The organism is Aeribacillus sp. SP014, from assembly GCF_054055575.1.
In genome coordinates, this window is the sequence record NZ_JBSRXI010000001.1 from 1,097,015 (window position 1) to 1,114,295 (window position 17,281).

General features: G+C 38.1%; 18 protein-coding genes, 1 pseudogene and 1 other annotated feature. Of the genes and pseudogenes, 11 read left to right on the forward strand and 8 right to left on the reverse strand.

Translation table 11 applies throughout. The features are described from left to right. Window positions 1-18: 18 nt before the first annotated feature. Window positions 19-1,491 carry an MFS transporter gene (locus ACVIJU_RS05420; RefSeq protein ID WP_456687371.1) on the reverse strand — a complete coding sequence of 491 codons (1,473 nt, stop codon included), beginning with the start codon at window positions 1,489-1,491 and terminating at the stop codon, window positions 19-21. 285 nt (window positions 1,492-1,776) lie between these two features. Further along, on the reverse strand, window positions 1,777-3,540 hold the full coding sequence (locus tag ACVIJU_RS05425) for a thiamine pyrophosphate-requiring protein (RefSeq protein WP_063386272.1): 1,764 nt from the start codon (window positions 3,538-3,540) through the stop codon (window positions 1,777-1,779). A 146-nt stretch (window positions 3,541-3,686) separates the two neighbouring features. Between ACVIJU_RS05425 and ACVIJU_RS05430 the strand changes: the two genes are divergently transcribed. The 5 genes from ACVIJU_RS05430 to ACVIJU_RS05450 all read left to right on the forward strand — a co-directional run bounded on the left by ACVIJU_RS05430 (window position 3,687) and on the right by ACVIJU_RS05450 (window position 9,063). Beyond that, the gene (locus ACVIJU_RS05430) at window positions 3,687-4,553 is read left to right on the forward strand and encodes a LysR family transcriptional regulator (protein WP_063386271.1); all 867 of its coding nucleotides are present in this window, start codon (window positions 3,687-3,689) and stop codon (window positions 4,551-4,553) included. Window positions 4,554-4,677: 124 nt separating this feature from the next. Then, on the forward strand, window positions 4,678-5,370 hold the full coding sequence (locus ACVIJU_RS05435) for a TerC family protein (RefSeq protein WP_063386365.1): 693 nt from the start codon (window positions 4,678-4,680) through the stop codon (window positions 5,368-5,370). A 498-nt stretch (window positions 5,371-5,868) separates the two neighbouring features. Further along, window positions 5,869-6,360 carry a DoxX family protein gene (locus ACVIJU_RS05440; protein WP_066247308.1) on the forward strand — a complete coding sequence of 164 codons (492 nt, stop codon included), beginning with the start codon at window positions 5,869-5,871 and terminating at the stop codon, window positions 6,358-6,360. 58 nt (window positions 6,361-6,418) lie between these two features. Further along, window positions 6,419-6,634: a binding site (T-box leader), on the forward strand. A gap of 57 nt (window positions 6,635-6,691) precedes the next feature. Continuing rightward, window positions 6,692-7,819 carry a glutamate 5-kinase gene (gene proB / locus ACVIJU_RS05445; protein WP_066247304.1) on the forward strand — a complete coding sequence of 376 codons (1,128 nt, stop codon included), beginning with the start codon at window positions 6,692-6,694 and terminating at the stop codon, window positions 7,817-7,819. Continuing rightward, a complete protein-coding gene (locus ACVIJU_RS05450; RefSeq protein ID WP_063386268.1) occupies window positions 7,816-9,063 on the forward strand; it encodes a glutamate-5-semialdehyde dehydrogenase in 1,248 nt (415 codons plus the stop codon). Before proB ends, ACVIJU_RS05450 begins: the two co-directional genes overlap by 4 nt. A gap of 59 nt (window positions 9,064-9,122) precedes the next feature. Here ACVIJU_RS05450 and ACVIJU_RS05455 read toward each other — a convergent pair whose 3' ends face one another. Then, window positions 9,123-9,674, reverse strand: coding sequence for a GNAT family N-acetyltransferase (locus ACVIJU_RS05455; protein WP_063386267.1), 552 nt, complete (start codon window positions 9,672-9,674; stop codon window positions 9,123-9,125). Window positions 9,675-10,266: 592 nt separating this feature from the next. On the opposite strand from ACVIJU_RS05455, the gene recX reads away from it, so the two are divergent. Next, window positions 10,267-11,082: a recombination regulator RecX gene (gene recX / locus ACVIJU_RS05460; protein WP_063386266.1), complete on the forward strand. Its 816-nt coding sequence runs from the start codon at window positions 10,267-10,269 to the stop codon at window positions 11,080-11,082. Window positions 11,083-11,084: 2 nt separating this feature from the next. After that, a complete protein-coding gene (locus ACVIJU_RS05465) occupies window positions 11,085-11,417 on the forward strand; it encodes a YfhH family protein (RefSeq protein ID WP_063386265.1) in 333 nt (110 codons plus the stop codon). A gap of 399 nt (window positions 11,418-11,816) precedes the next feature. Here ACVIJU_RS05465 and ACVIJU_RS05470 read toward each other — a convergent pair whose 3' ends face one another. From ACVIJU_RS05470 to ACVIJU_RS05480, 3 genes are all read right to left on the reverse strand, one after another. Continuing rightward, a complete protein-coding gene (locus tag ACVIJU_RS05470) occupies window positions 11,817-11,972 on the reverse strand; it encodes a YpzG family protein (protein WP_082829369.1) in 156 nt (51 codons plus the stop codon). Window positions 11,973-12,000: 28 nt separating this feature from the next. Continuing rightward, window positions 12,001-12,159, reverse strand: coding sequence for a small, acid-soluble spore protein K (locus tag ACVIJU_RS05475; RefSeq protein ID WP_063386264.1), 159 nt, complete (start codon window positions 12,157-12,159; stop codon window positions 12,001-12,003). Between the two features lie 102 nt (window positions 12,160-12,261). Then, window positions 12,262-13,242: a metal-dependent hydrolase gene (locus ACVIJU_RS05480; RefSeq protein WP_327848068.1), complete on the reverse strand. Its 981-nt coding sequence runs from the start codon at window positions 13,240-13,242 to the stop codon at window positions 12,262-12,264. A 179-nt stretch (window positions 13,243-13,421) separates the two neighbouring features. Here ACVIJU_RS05480 and mutY point away from each other — a divergent pair, with 179 nt between their 5' ends. After that, window positions 13,422-14,528 carry an A/G-specific adenine glycosylase gene (mutY, locus tag ACVIJU_RS05485; RefSeq protein WP_063386263.1) on the forward strand — a complete coding sequence of 369 codons (1,107 nt, stop codon included), beginning with the start codon at window positions 13,422-13,424 and terminating at the stop codon, window positions 14,526-14,528. A gap of 75 nt (window positions 14,529-14,603) precedes the next feature. On the opposite strand, the gene ACVIJU_RS05490 is transcribed toward mutY, so the two are convergent. Then, entirely contained in the window at window positions 14,604-14,771 is a 168-nt protein-coding gene (locus ACVIJU_RS05490) for a cytosolic protein (RefSeq protein ID WP_339195822.1), read from the reverse strand. A 103-nt stretch (window positions 14,772-14,874) separates the two neighbouring features. On the opposite strand from ACVIJU_RS05490, the gene fabL reads away from it, so the two are divergent. Next, window positions 14,875-15,624 carry an enoyl-[acyl-carrier-protein] reductase FabL gene (gene fabL, locus ACVIJU_RS05495; RefSeq protein WP_063386261.1) on the forward strand — a complete coding sequence of 250 codons (750 nt, stop codon included), beginning with the start codon at window positions 14,875-14,877 and terminating at the stop codon, window positions 15,622-15,624. An 84-nt stretch (window positions 15,625-15,708) separates the two neighbouring features. Continuing rightward, window positions 15,709-15,852, forward strand: a pseudogene (locus ACVIJU_RS05500) (gamma-type small acid-soluble spore protein); the annotation flags it as partial. Between the two features lie 75 nt (window positions 15,853-15,927). On the opposite strand, the gene ACVIJU_RS05505 reads toward ACVIJU_RS05500, so the two are convergent. Next, entirely contained in the window at window positions 15,928-16,743 is an 816-nt protein-coding gene (locus tag ACVIJU_RS05505; protein WP_063386260.1) for an undecaprenyl-diphosphate phosphatase, read from the reverse strand. 214 nt (window positions 16,744-16,957) lie between these two features. Here ACVIJU_RS05505 and ACVIJU_RS05510 point away from each other — a divergent pair, with 214 nt between their 5' ends. Then, complete coding sequence (locus tag ACVIJU_RS05510) at window positions 16,958-17,230, forward strand: YgaB family protein (protein WP_232515610.1); 273 nt, start codon at window positions 16,958-16,960, stop codon at window positions 17,228-17,230. Window positions 17,231-17,281 lie beyond the last annotated feature (51 nt).

Below are 17,281 nucleotides of genomic sequence, written 5' to 3' on the forward strand. Positions count from 1 at the left end.
TCGCTATACATAACTTGTTTACATATTTGCTTCGCTAGACGAGATATTTTTTGGTTGAGCAGATTGTACAGCTTTGCTTGAGATTGCTAAAACAAATAAACAACTAATACTAATTAAAACTCCGTCCAATATTAGCGGAGCTCCCCAGCTGCCTGTGCTGTCTCTTAAATATCCTGATACGACTGGCGACAATACGGCGCCAATTTCTGCTATCAGATTCAGCATGCCAAATGCCCCGCCTTGTTTGCCTTCCGGTGCCAATTCTGCATTTAATGCATGTGAAACCGGCTGCAATGCAAAAAAGAATAATCCTGATATAAATAAAATGATTGATGTAATAATCGGGCTGCTATTTTCCGTTTGAATATACCAAGCAAAAACAAATATTGAAACAGCTAAAAGAAAAGTTAAAAGTGCTAATACATTTCTGCGGCCGTTCGGTCTATCAGCTAACAGGTCAGAAATTTTTCCGCCAAGCGGGAACCCGATAACCCCTGCTACTGCGTTAAATGAAGCTACTGCTGCTGCGGCAACTAGTGCTCCGCCGCCAAATTCTTGGACAATTGCTGTAGACCAGAATCCATACAACCATAAATGCCATAAAATCGGCAGGAAAGATAGATAAAGGAAAAACAGGTTTTTATTCATAATCAAAGGGTGCACTTCTGATTTTTTTGTTACATAAAGATATATGATCAATATGGGGGCTAAACTAGCCAAAATAAAAGCTATGACAATCGATGAGAGCCCTAATTTTGTTGATGTGAAGTATATCGCCATGATGATAACCAAAAACACAAGTGAATAAATACTTAAGTGATATAACGATTTTCCGTAAAATTCCTTCACACCAGGTGAATTTGGATCTGCTGATTGTATCAATTTTTTATCAGGCTTCATAAATTTAAACATAAGAACAGCAACGATTAAAGTAATGGATCCCATGAATAGAAAAGGAACTCTCCAAGCCTCATTTCCCATTAGAGGAACAAAAGCTTCCAGAAGAAGAGGTGTACCGATTGTTGCCAACGTTAAGCCGATAGACAGGCCAGTAATAACAACTCCCATTCCTAAGCCCATTTTTTCCGGAGGAGTGTTGAAAGCAATATAGGATCTGTCATTTGAATAAAGGATTCCTTCACCTAATCCAAGTAATACACGGAATAAAACAAACATGACGAGTCCGCCTGATAAGCCTGTGAAAAAAGTGGCGACGGCTGCCCACAAAATACTTAATATAATAATAGGGCGGTATCCAAATTTATCTCCCAAGTTTCCTCCAGGAAATTGGTTTAACATAAATCCGGCAAAAAACAAACTGCCTATTAAGCCCCCAAATTCATGAGGATTCGGGACATCTGAAAAAAATGATATTTTATGTTCTATCATCCAAGTAACAATTGGGCCTGTCGCAGTTCTGTCGATATAAGAAACAACCCATCCTAGGAACAGCATTCCCCATATTGTATGGTACCTTTCCCATTTTTTCATTATCATTTTCACTCCTATCTAGATTTAAAATTTAACATAACCTTTAGATAGCGCTTACATAAAAGGGCAAAAAGAAATAGAAAATGCTGCTGGTTGAATATAAGATCATTGGCTGCTGGTTTTCTATATTTCGGACGATGTGCGATGAAAGGAATATAAAACTTTTTTAGCCTACATTCTTGATGATTCCATCTTGTTTTTGAACTTTCTCCGCAGCTTTAAAATTTTTGTACTTTCAACTATTCCAAATGAATTCAAATTTTAAATGCTTTTTGCTCCCGCTTTTTAAACTGTGGAATGGTTTTTTTCCTCTCTCATTTGGTTTTCTTGACTAATAGCGGGCAAATATACATCTAAAACAGCGGAACGGCCAGACTTGACAGTTTTTATTGCTTCATTCAGAGCCTCTTTCAGCTCATGAGGGTTTTCTACTTTTCTTGCATAGGCGCCACCTGCAGCTTCTGCAATTTTCGAAAGATCAGCATGAGGAGTGAAATCTACGAAAAATTGATTCGTTTCATTTGCGATACCATTCGGATGAACAGCTAAGGTTGACAGTTTCGGAGATTTCCAACCGCGATTATTATAAATTACGGTTAAAAATGGCGCGTCATATTTTTGCGATATCCAATGAACGCTCGAAGGGACGCTAAACAGATAAGATCCATCTCCAGTAAGGCTGATCACTGTTTTAGACGGGTCTGCCAGTTTTGCTCCTATCGCTGCTCCGCCGTTCCATCCAAGTCCGCCTCCGCCGCTGCCAAAAATAGAACCTGGTTTGGTCATTTGCAAATGGGTATATAATGTTTGGAAATTTGAAATGCCTTCATTGACAATAATCGTGTTTTCATCGCACACTTCCCGTATGCAGGCAGTTAAATACTCAGGCGTGATAATGTCGTCAAAAAATTGTTCAGCTTTTTTCCATTCTTCACGCTGAGCTTTATGATATTTTTCTATTTGTTTTCTCCTTTCATTTACTTGCAAGCTGTCAATGTCAGCGTTTTTAATCACTTCGTTCAACTGCCGCAAGGCCGTTTCGGCATCAGCTGCGAAAAAACGTTTTGATGGGATATACCATAATGTCATCCCTTCCTTCAGCGGATCTTCATCAATATAGTAAATCGTACAATTTGGCGATGGTTTATTATTCACTGGAATCCAAGGAACATCACTGTCAATGACCATTATAAAATCTGCTTTTTCGATTAAATCGTTTTGTGTTGAAGTATTCCACTGATATCCGCAATGAAGCGGGTGATCAGATGGAAAGTTCATATAGTTTGGCACTGACTCTAAAACAGGTATCGCAAGTTTTTCACAAAATTGAACGAGTTCTTTCACCGCTTGTTTGTTTTTGCCAATATATGACGTGACAATGAGCGGATTATTTGCTGCCAGTAAATCTTTCACTAAAGGATCTATTTCTTGCGGTGCCAGTGCACGCGCTGCAATTGGTCTCCATTGCTCAGGATGAATTTCTACTTTTTCTACTTCCTCCTCCAAAACTTCTCTAGCGCTCGTCAAATATACGGGTCCTTTCGGGCTGCTTTGAGCAATTTGCAGGGCACGATGGACAATTTGTTTTACATTTTTCCCGGTGCGAATCTCATGAGTATACTTCATGTAACCCCTTACAATTCCGGGCTGATCGGGAACATCTTGAATCCAGTGAATAAATTCGTTCCTGCTTCCCCGAAGCTCCCCTTCTTGAGTATATGGAGAAGTTCCGGCAAAAATGAGGACAGGCACCCGACCTTTCCAAGCATTGTGAATGGCAGCGCCAAGGTTTTGCGTGCCGCATTCAACATGCACTAAAACAGCTTGAGGTTTCCCGCTTACTTGAGCATATCCATGTGCAGCGCTTAAGGCAACCATTTCATGTGGACAAGTAATGATTTTCGGAAAATCAATTCCCTCTTTTTCAGCTTCGGCAAGGGCTTCAATAATGGCAGGGTGATCGCTTCCTAGATTTGAAAAAATAAAGGAAACATCAGCTTCTTGTAACGCTTCTAAAAGTGCCTTGCTTGTCGTATATCGGCTGGTCAAACAACACACACCCTTTCAACATAATTTAGATAATTAATACTAGTCAGATAATTCCGTAATCAGAATTGTACTTGAAAAGAAAAGATAGTACAATACTATAATAACTATCATAATAATAGAAAATATCTATAGAAAGGAGCTATAAAATGGAGTTCCGTCTTTTGCAATATTTTGCAATATTGAGTCAAGAGCTGCATTTTACGAAAGCTGCAGAAAAGCTGGGGATTACGCAACCAACATTAAGCCAGCAAATTCGCCTTCTTGAAAACAGTCTTGATACAGTTCTTTTTCGAAGAATGGGGAAAAAAATTGAATTAACGGAAAGCGGAGAGATTTTACTTGAACATGTGAAAAAAATTTTTTCTGAAATTGATCAAGCAAAAATTAAAATACATGAATTAAAAGGATTGAATCGCGGCCATTTAAAAATCGGATGTGTTGGCAATCATCTTCTTTATTCTTCCTTGCTTACGTTTCACTCACAGTTTCCAAATATAAAACTCTCTGTTTACGATCTAAAAACGGAAGAAACGTTAGAAAAAATAGTCAAGTCTGAGCTCGATATAGGGATTGTCTATTTACCAGTTCATCATCCGCAAGTAGAGGTTATTAAATGGTTTTCATTAGAGTTTTTTGCCATTGTATCCCTTGATCATCCTTTAGCTGAAAAAAATTTAATATATTTGGAAGAGCTTCAATCGTACCCGATCTTTTTATTGCCCGAGCAATATGTTCTTAGACAGACGATCGATTCATTTTGTAATAAAGAAGGCATTAAGTTAAACCCAATTGTGGAATTGTCGGATACGTATTCGTTGTTAAAGATGACGCTTTTACATAACGGAATTACGATCCTGCCAAAGCTTTATGTTGAAAACAGCCCGGAGTTTTCTGTCAAGCTTTTGAAAATTGCAGACGAACTTCCGCGTAAAGAGGTTGCAATTATTTATCGAAAAGGTCTTCTTTCTTCCACTGCCATTCGAACATTTATCCAGCAGCTGACAAGGAGATGACTCATTTTAATTTTTAAATAGGTAAAATATTGGATTTGCTTTCAAAGGAAGGTAGGGATAGAATCTATACGTATACATTTTTTAATAGAGGAGCGAATAACAATTGGATTTATTTTCAGTTGGTATATCTATTTCATCTGACGCCATCATTGCCTTATTAAAAATTATTGCAATCGATATTATTTTATCCGGCGATAATGCAGTTGTAATTGCAATGGCAACGAGAAATCTGCCGAAAGAACAGCAAAACAGAGCTATATTCTGGGGGACTGGAGGTGCGGTCGCATTACGGATTTTGTTTGCATCCGTTATTGTTGTCCTGTTGAAAATCCCATTTGTCAACATTGTCGGCGGATTTTTGCTGCTTTGGATTGCTTATAAAGTTTTGGTAGATGACGGAGAAGCTGCGCATGTCCAATCTCAAAGCAGTCTGCTTAAAGCTATTCAAACGATCATTCTTGCAGATGCCGTCATGAGTTTGGATAATGTGGTTGCAGTAGCAGGTGCGGCACACGGCCATATCGGCATGATTGCGGTTGGAGTTTTGATCAGTATTCCAATTATGATTTTTGGATCAAAAGCGATCGTAAAATTAATGAACAAATTTCAATGGATTGTATATGTTGGATCTGGAATTTTAGCTTGGACCGCCGGTGAGATGATCTTTAAGGATAAACATATTGAACAATGGTTTCACATCCAAAACTTGTGGATCGAATATTTACTTATCGGAATTATGACATTGATTGTGTTAGCGATCGGTTATGAGAAAAATAAGCGTGCAGAGAAAGAAAATAAATTGCAGCATAGTGCTTAGCAGGCGGCTGTTGAAACGGCGCCTGTTTTTTTATGAAAAGAAATTCCACGTTTTAATAGATTTAGTTATGTCTAAAATTTTTGTTATCGGCAAATATGCACACTTCTGTAAAATGACGGTTTCTTTTGCAACAGCTCTAATTTGCATGTAAATTCGAGGGATCGTTCTTGTGTATAAGCATTCATCGTCCAGAGAAGGTGAGTGCTTTTTTATTTTATCCACAGATATTTCAGACAATTCACAACTTATACACATTATCCATACTGTTTTTGTGGATATTATGTAACTGTTGGAGCTTAAGAAGCTGGATTTTTTCCATAAAATCCTACTATGAATGTGGATAACTATAGTAATTGTTAACAATTTGTGAAATATTTCACAAATATATTGAAGTTAAATTCAGAAAATTATATATTGAAATTGAAGAATTTAGTGAAATATTTCACAAACTTCTTCGAAAAATAAAAGTGAAAAAACAAACAAAGGAGATGGTTGAAGATGGAATGGCTGAAAGGTCCAAAAATGGCGGTTGTCTGGGCGGCTCTTAGAATTTGGCTCGGTTATCAATGGTTTGTCGCGGGAGTCGAAAAGCTGGGTGGATTTGATGCGACAGGATTTTTAAAAGGGGCGATTGCTAAAGCAACCGGAGAACATCCGGCCGTTCAAGGATGGTATGCAGCGTTCCTTGAAAACTTTGCTCTTCCGAATGTAGAACTTTTTAATTTTATTATTCCAATTGGAGAAGTGTTAGTTGGCATCGGACTGATTTTGGGATTGTTTACAACTCCTGCATTAATTGCTGGTGCGTTTATGAACTTGAATTTTATGTTAGCTGGAACAACAAGCACGAATCCGATTATGTACACTGAAGCAATCATTTTAATGGCAGTAGGCGCAGCTGCGTATTATTGGGGAGCTGACCGGTTTATCCTGCCGTATTTGAGAGATAAATTTACAAACAAAAAATTCAATCAACAAGCAAATGTTTAAATGCAGCAATCATCTTGACTTTTAAAAATTTTTGAAACATAATTTTAAAAAAAGTATATTTTCGGCGTTGAAAGGGGCCAGTAAATAGACTTTAGGCGAAAAAGAGAGTGAAACCCTATGGCTGAAAGGTTTCATCGCTGATAAGCTATTGAACCTACCCCTGGAGCTGTCAGGCTCATAACCTGACCGTATCCTTCGTTACAGGCTAAAGGGAGCACTAAACTAGTGCTAAAAAAGGTGGTACCGCGGATATAGACTCATATTCGTCCTTTTTCGAAAGGATGATATGAGTCTTTTTTATGACTGTCAAGCAATGAAGAGGTGTTTTTTAGTGAGGAAAAAGCGAGTGGTCGTAAAAATAGGAAGCAGTTCTTTAACAGATGACAACGGGGGACTCAGCAAAGAAAAGCTGCACGAGCATGTTGAAGCGATTGCTAAATTGAAGGAAGCAGGGTATGAAGTAATTTTAATTTCGTCAGGAGCGGTATCAGCAGGGTATGGAGATCTTGGATATCCTTCCAGGCCTGTGACAATTAGAGGAAAACAGGCGGCTGCGGCAGTGGGCCAAGGGCTGCTTATCCAGGCTTATACAGAAGCATTTAAAAAATACGGCATTGTATGTGCCCAGCTTTTGATGACAAGGAGCAATTTTCAGCATAAAGAGCAATATCAAAACGCATACGCCACCTTATCGGAGCTTCTAAAGCGGCAAGTGCTCCCGATCATCAATGAAAATGATTCGGTTTCGATTGAGGAATTGACGTTTGGAGACAACGATATGCTGTCAGCTCTTGTGAGCGGATTATTACATGCCGATTTTCTTATTATTTTGACGGATATTAACGGTTTATATGAAGAAGATCCTACCAAAAATCCGAATGCGAAACGATTTGATTTTTTGCCGGAAGTAACAGATGAATTAATTGAACAAACAGAGGCAACATCCGGTTCGAAAGTTGGAACAGGTGGCATGAAATCAAAGCTCATGGCGGCAAAAACGGCACTTGCCCTCGGTGTATCCGTATTTATCGGGAAAGGTAAAGGAAAAGAGAAATTAATCGAAATTTTAAATGGGAACGGTGACGGAACATATATTGGCAAAAACGATTTAAGTGCTGTTCGTAATTCAAAAGCATGGATTGCTCTTCATTCGATCATATCTGGTGATGTGGAAGTCGATGATGGAGCAGTAGCGGCTATTTTGAAGGAAGGGAAATCGCTCCTTCCTGCTGGCGTTAAGCGTGTCAGCGGCAACTTTCAATCCGGAGACGTGGTGCAAATTTTAAACAAGGAACAAAAGCTGATCGGAAAAGGCATAGTCAATTATTCATCTGAAGAATTAAAAGAAATTATGGGCATGCCGAGTCAAAAAGCGATGGAAATGACAAAGCGCATACATCCTGAAGTGGTTCACCGTGATCAATTTGTAGCGATAACGAGTAAGGAGATGATGATATGAGTGAAGTGTTGACAAAAGGGAAGCTGGCAAAAGAAGCTGCTGCCAAGCTGGTTGCAAAGACTACTGAAGAAAAAAACAACGCATTATCAATCATCGCTGAACAATTGCAAAAAGAAACGCCTTATATTTTAAAAGAAAATGAAAAAGACATTGAAAACGGGAAAGCGAATGGTTTATCCGACGCTCTAATTGACCGTCTTCTTTTAAACGAAGAACGAATTAACGGAATGATTGAATCGTTAAGACAATTGATTTATTTGCAAGATCCAGTTGGGGAAGTGCTGGAAAGCTGGACTCGTCCGAACGGTTTACAAATCGAAAAAGTTCGGGTGCCGCTCGGAGTTGTTGGGATGATTTACGAAGCCAGACCAAATGTGACAATTGATGCCTCAAGCCTTTGCTTAAAAACAGGGAATGCTGTTCTTCTTCGCGGCAGCTCATCCGCATTGCATTCAAATATGGCGATCGTAAAGGTGATACGAGAGGCGTTAGAAAAAGCGAATTTTCCTGCCGACAGTGTACAGCTTCTGGAAGATACCAGCAGGGAAACGGCAGCGGAAATGTTCAAATTAAATGATTATTTAGATGTGCTAATTCCTCGCGGAGGGAAAAATCTGATTAAAACAGTTGTTGAAAATTCATCTGTCCCTGTGTTAGAAACGGGCGCAGGCAATTGTCATGTGTTTATTGATGAATCAGCAGACAAAAAGATGGCGATTGATATAACTGTAAACGCAAAAACACAAAGACCTTCCGTCTGCAATGCAGCCGAAACTCTTCTCATCCATGAAAATTGGAATAAGGAGTATATTCGCGAGCTCATTGAAAAGCTCGAGGAGAAAAATGTGGAGTTGCGAGTCGATCAAGCATTGTACAATGAATTCCCGCATTTGAAATTAGCGACAGAAGAAGATTGGGAAACGGAATATTTAGATTATACAATGGCAGTGAAACTTGTTTCGAATGTAGATGAAGCAATCGAGCATATTAATCGTTACGGAACAAACCATTCTGAGGCAATTATCACAGAAAATGCCGCAAATGTAGAAAAGTTTTTCAAATTAGTTGATTCCGCAGCTCTTTACCACAACGCATCGACGCGCTTTACAGACGGATTTGAATTTGGGTTTGGCGCAGAAATCGGGATCAGCACGCAAAAGCTCCATGCCAGAGGACCGATGGGACTCCCTGCACTGACTTCTACAAAATATATTATTAAAGGAAGCGGACAGATTAGAGAATAAGAAATGAAAAAAAATGGAAGCAGACATCTTGATTCGTTCGGATGTCTTCTTCCAATTTTTTATGCTTCCTTCAATCTGCTTTCTTCGTCTGTCATGAAACCGTTTCGTTTTGTATACAGTGTGTACATATCCTTTGAAATTTCAAAGATGTTGTATAAGTTTTTGTTTTCAATATGGGGAAGCTGACGAGATTCATCGGCAAGGGAGACATATGGAAGCTTCTGCGCGGCTTTCATGGAACGTTCATTGTCTTTCCGTATTTTCATAAAGATCGTTTGAATTCCAAATTCATAAAAAATCTCTTGAAAAAAAGCGTCCTTAGCAAGCTGATTATATCCTTTACCATGGTACGGCTTGCCGAGCCAAGTTCCGAGAAATCCCGTTTGGTCAAAAATATCATACAAGCTGATTGTTCCAATAGGAGAGCCCCATTCATCCAAAATGGTGCGGGAAATTAATTCCCCTCGTTCCTCTGCTTCAATCAACTGTTTTGTTATAAACATGTATTCTTCAATCGACGTTGCTTTATGACGAACATAAGGGAAGACCTCTGGATGAACCATAAGTTCGAACAACTCTTGACAATCCGCTAGATCACGTTTTTTTAACATGCTCATCCTCCTCTATCAACGAGGGCGGTTACCACGAAATCTAACGGATCCCACCCTCGAAATTTTTATTTATCAAGTAAAAATTTCGGGGTGGGAATCGAACCCACTAGAACCGGTCAAAGACCGGTGGCGCACCATTTGCCTTCCCTTAAAAACAAGTAAATTTAATTGTCAGCATTTCTTCTAGTATCATACTTGATTTCTATGGAAAAGAAAACAAAAATTTTGTAAAAAGATTATTAAGAAAATTTTACTTTTTTCTTACTACTTTAAGAGTTTCTATAAGCAGTGAATAGGGCAAAATTACAATATTTTCTTTGACAATATTTTTTCCTTTGCTTTGATGCAATAACAGAGAGGACCGCATTTCCTGACTGAAGCAGATTTGCCTGATGCCAGCAAAATATTTAGAAATCATAATAAGAACGGTTGAATTTTGCTTCATAGTTTTATAGCATCAACGGCTAGAAAAGTCAGCAAAATGTTCCTTACAAGCTGAAAAATCTATTGTTACAGTATTCATACACTTTCATGCTTAAAACTTCCATTTATTTATTTTTTCTATGGTACTATAAATATGAGGTGTCTGTACATGTTTATTGTAAAAATAGAAGTTCAACCTAAAAAGAAAAATCGTTTTAATATTTACGTCGATAGAGGAAACGGTGAAATATTTGCTTTTAGCGTCGGGGAAGATGTTTTAATTAAGCACGGGCTAAGAAAAGGGATGGAGCTTGATGAGCTGGATATAGATGCGATTTTGCACGAGGATCAAATAAAAGCAGCATTCAACAAAGCTTTAACTTTTCTTGGCTATCGGATGAGATCGGAAAAAGAGGTCCGTGACTATCTTGTAAGTCAAGGTATAGATGAGAGTGTTATTGAACGTGTAATGGTTGAGCTTCAATTAAAAAATTATGTAAATGACAAGGAGTTTGCGGAAGCCTTTGTAAGAACGCAAATGAAAACCACTTTGAAAGGGCCCGGCATAATAAAAGCAGAACTGGGACAAAAAGGGATTGAGAGCGATTTGATAGAAGCAGCTCTTGATCTTTTCACGAAAGAAAGACAAATAGAAGCAGCGTATAAATTAGCTGAAAAGCAATTGGGAAAAAAAGCGAACATATCTATGTCGCAGCTAAAGCAAAAAATAGAGCAGGCAATGTTTAGGAAAGGTTTTTCATCCGAAGTGATTCAAGCTGTTTTAGAGATGCTGCCTTTACATGAACGTCATGACCAAGAATGGGAAGCATTATTAATACAAGGCGAAAAAGGGAAAAAAAAGTATTCCCATCTAGATATGTACACATATCGTCAAAAGCTTGCGCAATTTTTATATCGAAAAGGTTTTTCGCAAGAACTTATTCAGCAATATTTGCAAAAACACTTAGAGAAAAGCGAGGAATAGGAATGGAAAAACGGTACAGTGAAATGACGGAATACGAGCTAAAAAATGAAATTGCCCGATTAAAAGAAAAAGCGCGCAAAGCGGAACAGCACGGAATGATCAACGAATATGCTGTCCTGGAAAGGAAAATTGCTATGGCAAAAGCATATATGTTGAATCCTGACGATTTTCCGCCAGGTGAGACGTATGAAATCGATGGAGCTCCTGGTGAATATTTCAAAGTTGAATATTTAAAAGGAGTTTTCGCTTGGGGGTATCGATTATCATCTCCTTTAAAGGAGGAAGCACTGCCGATATCGATGTTGATTAAAAAAAGTAATATAAATGAGAAATAAGTTGAGAACGAAAAATGAAGGAAGTTGGGGAAAAGAGTGGCCGCTGATTTCTTTCAATCGTTTTTTTCTTCCTGTTCGTGGCTATGCTTCATCGCGCCTAACTTTACATTATGGTTATCAAACTGAATACTCTCTCAATTGACCTTGAAAGGATACGGATTTCGTTTTTAGCTTGAAATCTTTTGTTAACAAATAGTATCAAAAAAAACCATATATTTAATAAGGCGAATAATGGAAATTTGTTTACTCAAGCAATGTTGAAGCTAAATATTTTCTTTATTAAATTTAATCGAGGAAATCATAGTTGAGTTTTGAATCTAGGCGATTATTTTTAAAAATTAAAAAAGGTCTGTATAAACAAGATCATGCCAAATAATGGCATGATCTCGTATTATTTATTTATGAACGTTTTCGCATTTCGTTTTCCAAAATGATTAAGCTTTGGGTTTGCTGGGTTTCCCCGTTTACTTGACGGAATGAATGTTTCGGTTTTCCCCAAGCTCCTAAAAATTCGTTTTTCTGCTTTTTTGATAAGGATGATCGGTTAGTGTCCATTAGTAAACACCTCTTGAAAGGTCAATGGTTATGAAAAATTTTTATCCCGTTCTCCTGAAGCTTTCATCCTCTCTTGAGGGTGTGTGTTAATGGTTCCGTTCGCACGACGTGACGCGAATTCCGCTTTAGCACGTGGCTCACCGTCAAATTTTTCATGCTTCGGAAATCCTTTTGCTTTATTGCGCATCGCAGATCCTCCAAGGAGAAAAAAATTTGCGCTATTGGACGCGCATAAATAGTATTTGCTTATTAGAAGCCAATATAAAAGAAAATTAAGGAAATGTCATAATCAATCAATTAGCGGTTTAAGTTTTTTCTTCATTCTTTTTTTACTGAAAATCCAACCTGTGTACGAACGAACAATGTTGAGGTCTTTATCGAGCTGTGCAACTGCTACAAAGGGATAATGACCTTTGCTGAAATAACGCAAGTCAATCAAACGGATTTCGGTATAATCAAGCTGCTCTTTTATTTGCCAATGGAAAACAGGGGAAAAATGCAAAAATGCTGAAATATTCCGGTCTTTTTTTGCGGCTTCCATTGCAGGGTGATTCGGCAGCTCTTTGCGCTCAAATTGGTCGACGATTTGAATTTCGGTAAAATTTGAATATGCAACGTAATAATGTTCTTTTGTCACAATGACGAGCTGCCACTTGCGGAATTTCATTGTTGGGTTAAATATGACGTTTTCAACATTTTTCCATCTGTTTAAGATTTTTTTCTTAATCGATCTTTGCATTAGAAGTCTAACGACATAATATAAAGCGATTATGCAATAAATAATTAAAAAGGTATAGCCCCCATGGGCGCCGGAAAGCCAAATGCCAATGCCGACAATATGAGCGATGAAGATAAACGAATCAAACGTATTAATTGTGCCCAGCGCAATCCACTTTTCAGAAAAAGGTCTGAGAGCTTGAGTGCCGTAGCCGTTGAAAATGTCGACAACAACATGAAGAACAACAGCTAATAACGTCCAAATCCATACATGGATGAGGCTGCTGCTTGGCATTAGAAAATGAATTGCTCCAGTGATTAACAGCGACCATAATAAAACTGCGGGAATTGAATGAGTTATTCCGCGATGATTTTTTAAATAAGCTGCATTATTTTTAAATTTAAGAACCGTATCAAGATCTGGTGCTTGTGAACCGATAATCGTGCCAACAAGAACTGCCTCGCTTGTCAGAAAGGAACCGCCGACAGCCGGATCCAAAGTTGCTAAACCTCCCAATGCGATTCCCATGACGAAATGTGTACCTGTATCCAAAGCCATCCTCCTTAGCTGAAAAAACAATCGTTATGATGATATTTGAATTTTTTCCATTGAACGCAAAAAACATAAATTCATTTTTTCTTTCATGCAAAAAAAAAATAATGTACGATAAATTCATAAGTTCTTTTTAGTGTAACATATTTTGAAGTGCATAATGGAGGAAATATTGAAAAATGGGTCAATCACTGCAAAAAATTGAGAATTTCGATATTAAAACATTTCAGGAGGACCTGATCGGCTGGTATATACGGGAAAAAAGAGATTTGCCTTGGAGAAAGGACCAAGATCCATACAAAGTATGGGTATCTGAAATAATGCTTCAGCAAACACGGGTGGAAACGGTTATACCGTACTTTAACAATTTTATTAAAAAATTCCCGAATGTTGAGGCGCTGGCAAATGCGGATGAAGAAGAGGTTTTAAAGGCATGGGAAGGCCTAGGCTATTATTCGCGCGCCCGAAATTTGCACAGTGCAGTGAAAGAGGTAGCAGCAAAATACGGAGGAAAACTTCCGGATGACCCGAAGCAGCTTGGAAAATTAAAAGGAATTGGGCCTTATACGAAAGGAGCAATATTAAGCATTGCTTATAACAAGCCTGAGCCTGCTGTTGACGGCAATGTGATGAGAGTGCTGTCAAGAATTTTACTGATTGAAGAAGATATAGCAAAGCCAAAAACAAGAAGAATATTTGAAGAAGCGGCTGCAAATCTTATTTCAAAAGAACGTCCTTCCGATTTTAATCAAGCATTAATGGAATTGGGAGCAATGGTTTGTACGCCGACTTCTCCGTCCTGTTTGCTTTGTCCTGTACAGGAGCATTGTCTTGCCTTTTCAGAAGGATTACAGGAAAAGCTGCCAGTAAAAACACGAAGCAAATCAACAAAGCAAGTTTCGATTGCTTGCGCGGTTTTAGTGCAAAACAACGATTTATATATTCATAAAAGACCTGACACAGGACTGCTTGCGAATTTGTGGGAATTTCCAAATTGCGAAGTTCGCACAAACAGAATTCCTAAAAGGATATATCTAGAAAATTTTTTGCGGGAAGAATACGGTGTTGAAGCGGAATTAAGCGAGCTAAAAGGAACGATTCAGCATGTTTTTTCCCATTTGACATGGAATATTAATGTTTATTTCGGCAAAGTTTGTAGCGATGAATCAATGAAAGAGCTTGAAAAAGTTTTCATCAAGGATATTGATCGATATGCTTTTCCTGTACCTCATCAAAAAATATTTGCTCTTTATAAGGAAAAAGCTGGCATACAAGTGGAGCCGTAATTCCATTGGGAAGTGAATGAAAATGCAATCGGCATGTACCGATTGCATCCATTATGCCTCTAAAAATTGGTTTAATCAGTCTTTGTTAATACCGCCGCGCGCTTCAATTTCTTCTATAATTTCACGGTGAATAGTATGACCTTCTATATTCAGGTAAGGCATAATTTGTTGAAAGGCGCGGTGATAATACTGAAGCTCTTCACTGCTCCAAGCTTGCTTCGAGATCATGGAGAGCTCTGTCATATCACGTATAGGCAATTTACAAAAACTCCTTTTTATATGTTTTTCTATATCTATTCTTTGTTACGATAGAAATAACTATTCAATACATAAGGAGATGTAAAATATGAATGAAAAAGTAGCGCTTGTCACAGGATCTTCAAGAGGAATCGGCAAAGCTATTGCCTTGAGGCTTGCTGAAAAAGGGTATCACATCGTCATTAATTATGCTCGCAGCAAATCGAAGGCGATCGAAACCGCGGAAGAAATTGAACGTCTTGGTGTGAAAACGCTTGTGGTGAAGGCAAACGTCGGAAAACCTGAAAAAATAAAGGAAATGTTTGCAGAAATTGACAAAACGTTTGGACGGCTTGATATTTTAGTAAACAATGCAGCATCTGGAGTTTTACGCCCTCTAATGGAAATTGAAGAATCCCATTGGGATTGGACGATGGATATTAATGCAAAAGCACTTCTTTTTTGTGCGCAGGAAGCAGCAAAATTGATGGAAAAACACGGCGGCGGACACATCGTGAGCATCAGCTCTTTAGGGTCTATTCGCTATTTAAAAAATTACACGACAGTAGGGGTTTCTAAAGCAGCTCTTGAAGCTTTAACTAGATATTTAGCAGTTGAATTAGCACCGAAAAATATTGTAGTAAATGCGGTTTCCGGCGCAGCTGTCGATACGGATGCATTGACACATTTTCCGAACAGGGAGGAAATTTTAAACGAAGCAAAAGAAAAGACTCCTGCTGGAAGAATGATTGAAAAAGAGGATATCGTAAATGCAGTTGAATTTTTGCTCTCTGAAAAAGCTTTCATGATAAGAGGGCAAACTTTGATCGTAGATGGAGGCATTTCCTTATTGCTGTAACTGCAAATTTTTTTGGATAAGTTTTTTCCCTCCTGGACATGATATATGACGTGGAGGTGAAAAATGATGGCAAAACAACAGCAAAACAAAACAAATGCTCAACAAGTGAGAAAGCAAAACCAACAATCAGCTCAAGGATTTGGAACAGAATTTGCTGCTGAAACAGATGCACAACAAGTAAGACAACAAAATCAACAATCTGAACAAAATAAACAACAAAATTCTTAACTATTAATTTTGAATGTTTCTTTTAAAAGAGCCAGGCAAAAAGCGGAGAACGTTTCAGCTCTCCGCTTTCTTTCATTAAAGGAAAAAAACATAGATGATGATCGCCAAAATGATCCGATAAATAGCAAATGGTGTAAGTTTAATGCGGTTGATCAGCTGCAAAAAGAATCTTATGGCCAAAAGCGCGAAAATAAACGCACTGATGAATCCGGCGATAAAAAACGGCAGGACGTCGATCGTGAAATGCTCCCAATTTTTAATAAGAGAAAGACCGCTCGCCCCCGCCATTATCGGCACAGCCATAATAAACGTAAAATCGGAAGCTGCACGATGGCTTAAACCGGCTAAAACCCCGCCGGAAATCGTTGAACCGGAACGCGAAAAACCAGGCCAAAGGGAAATGCATTGGATGAGGCCGATGGTTAGCGCTTGTTTGTATGTAATTTGATCAACCGTTTCTGCTTTCGGTTTTCTTGGACCAAATAGGTCTGCTGCAATCATTAATAATGCCCCTAACACAAGGCCGACTAATACTCTATGAGCGGAAAACAAGTACGTATCAATATAGTCTTCAAATAAAAAACCTAAGACGGCAGCAGGAAGAAGTCCTGTGATGACAAGGCCAAGCGTTAATCTTTGACCGTTTGGATGCTGCATTTTCTTAATCTGTAATAAATCGAAAAAGCGATCTTTAAATACGATCACCGCTGCTAATATTGATCCAAGCTGAATGACGACTTTAAAAGAGTTGGCGACAGGCTCTGAATATAATTCTTTAGATTTTAGAAGAATGTCATCAACAAGAATCATATGTCCAGTAGAAGAAACAGGGGCAAATTCCGTTAACCCTTCAACAATGCCTAAAATGACAGCTGTGATGATTTCCCACACGATATAGTAACTTCCTTTCTCTCTTAAAAAATCAAAGTTTGTAATGATTCAATCTTGTCAGATTGTACATAATGAATGAATGGAGAGTCAATAATAATTTTGACCTAAGCGTTCATACGACAAAACTTCTTAATTGTCTACATAACTTGTCAAAGGAATCAAGTGAAATAGTTAGAATATGTATCCATAAACATTTTATTAGGGAGGGATTCATTTGAATACATATAACCGCTTTGATCTGCTAGTTGGCGAACAGCTTGAAACGATGGATAAGCTTGTATCGCTTCAATCTAAAATAGAGCATTATCAACAAATGGAATTGGAATTTTTGAGACAAAATGATGATAAGAAATTGCGTTCTGTGCAAAAAGAAATTGAAAAAATGAAAAATGAGTTGATAGACATTCAAAAAACGTTTGAAAAGCAAACGGAAGAAGTTATTAAAATGTACCAAATCGAAATGTATGACTCGAGTCAGCCATTTTAGCGGCATGGCTCTTTTATTTTCTTTTTGAATATCAAACGTTATAATAAAGAA

What these genes read in the sequence shown, in the direction of transcription:
- fabL (WP_063386261.1), top strand. Translation starts at nt 14,875, where the DNA reads ATGAATGAAAAAGTAGCGCTTGTCACAGGATCTTCAAGAGGAATCGGC.
- ACVIJU_RS05490 (WP_339195822.1), bottom strand. Translation starts at nt 14,771, where the DNA reads ATGACAGAGCTCTCCATGATCTCGAAGCAAGCTTGGAGCAGTGAAGAG.
- ACVIJU_RS05475 (WP_063386264.1), bottom strand. Translation starts at nt 12,159, where the DNA reads ATGCGCAATAAAGCAAAAGGATTTCCGAAGCATGAAAAATTTGACGGT.
- ACVIJU_RS05440 (WP_066247308.1), top strand. Translation starts at nt 5,869, where the DNA reads ATGGAATGGCTGAAAGGTCCAAAAATGGCGGTTGTCTGGGCGGCTCTT.
- ACVIJU_RS05420 (WP_456687371.1), bottom strand. Translation starts at nt 1,491, where the DNA reads ATGAAAAAATGGGAAAGGTACCATACAATATGGGGAATGCTGTTCCTA.
- ACVIJU_RS05455 (WP_063386267.1), bottom strand. Translation starts at nt 9,674, where the DNA reads ATGTTAAAAAAACGTGATCTAGCGGATTGTCAAGAGTTGTTCGAACTT.
- ACVIJU_RS05470 (WP_082829369.1), bottom strand. Translation starts at nt 11,972, where the DNA reads ATGGACACTAACCGATCATCCTTATCAAAAAAGCAGAAAAACGAATTT.
- ACVIJU_RS05450 (WP_063386268.1), top strand. Translation starts at nt 7,816, where the DNA reads ATGAGTGAAGTGTTGACAAAAGGGAAGCTGGCAAAAGAAGCTGCTGCC.
- ACVIJU_RS05465 (WP_063386265.1), top strand. Translation starts at nt 11,085, where the DNA reads ATGGAAAAACGGTACAGTGAAATGACGGAATACGAGCTAAAAAATGAA.
- mutY (WP_063386263.1), top strand. Translation starts at nt 13,422, where the DNA reads ATGGGTCAATCACTGCAAAAAATTGAGAATTTCGATATTAAAACATTT.
- recX (WP_063386266.1), top strand. Translation starts at nt 10,267, where the DNA reads ATGTTTATTGTAAAAATAGAAGTTCAACCTAAAAAGAAAAATCGTTTT.
- ACVIJU_RS05430 (WP_063386271.1), top strand. Translation starts at nt 3,687, where the DNA reads ATGGAGTTCCGTCTTTTGCAATATTTTGCAATATTGAGTCAAGAGCTG.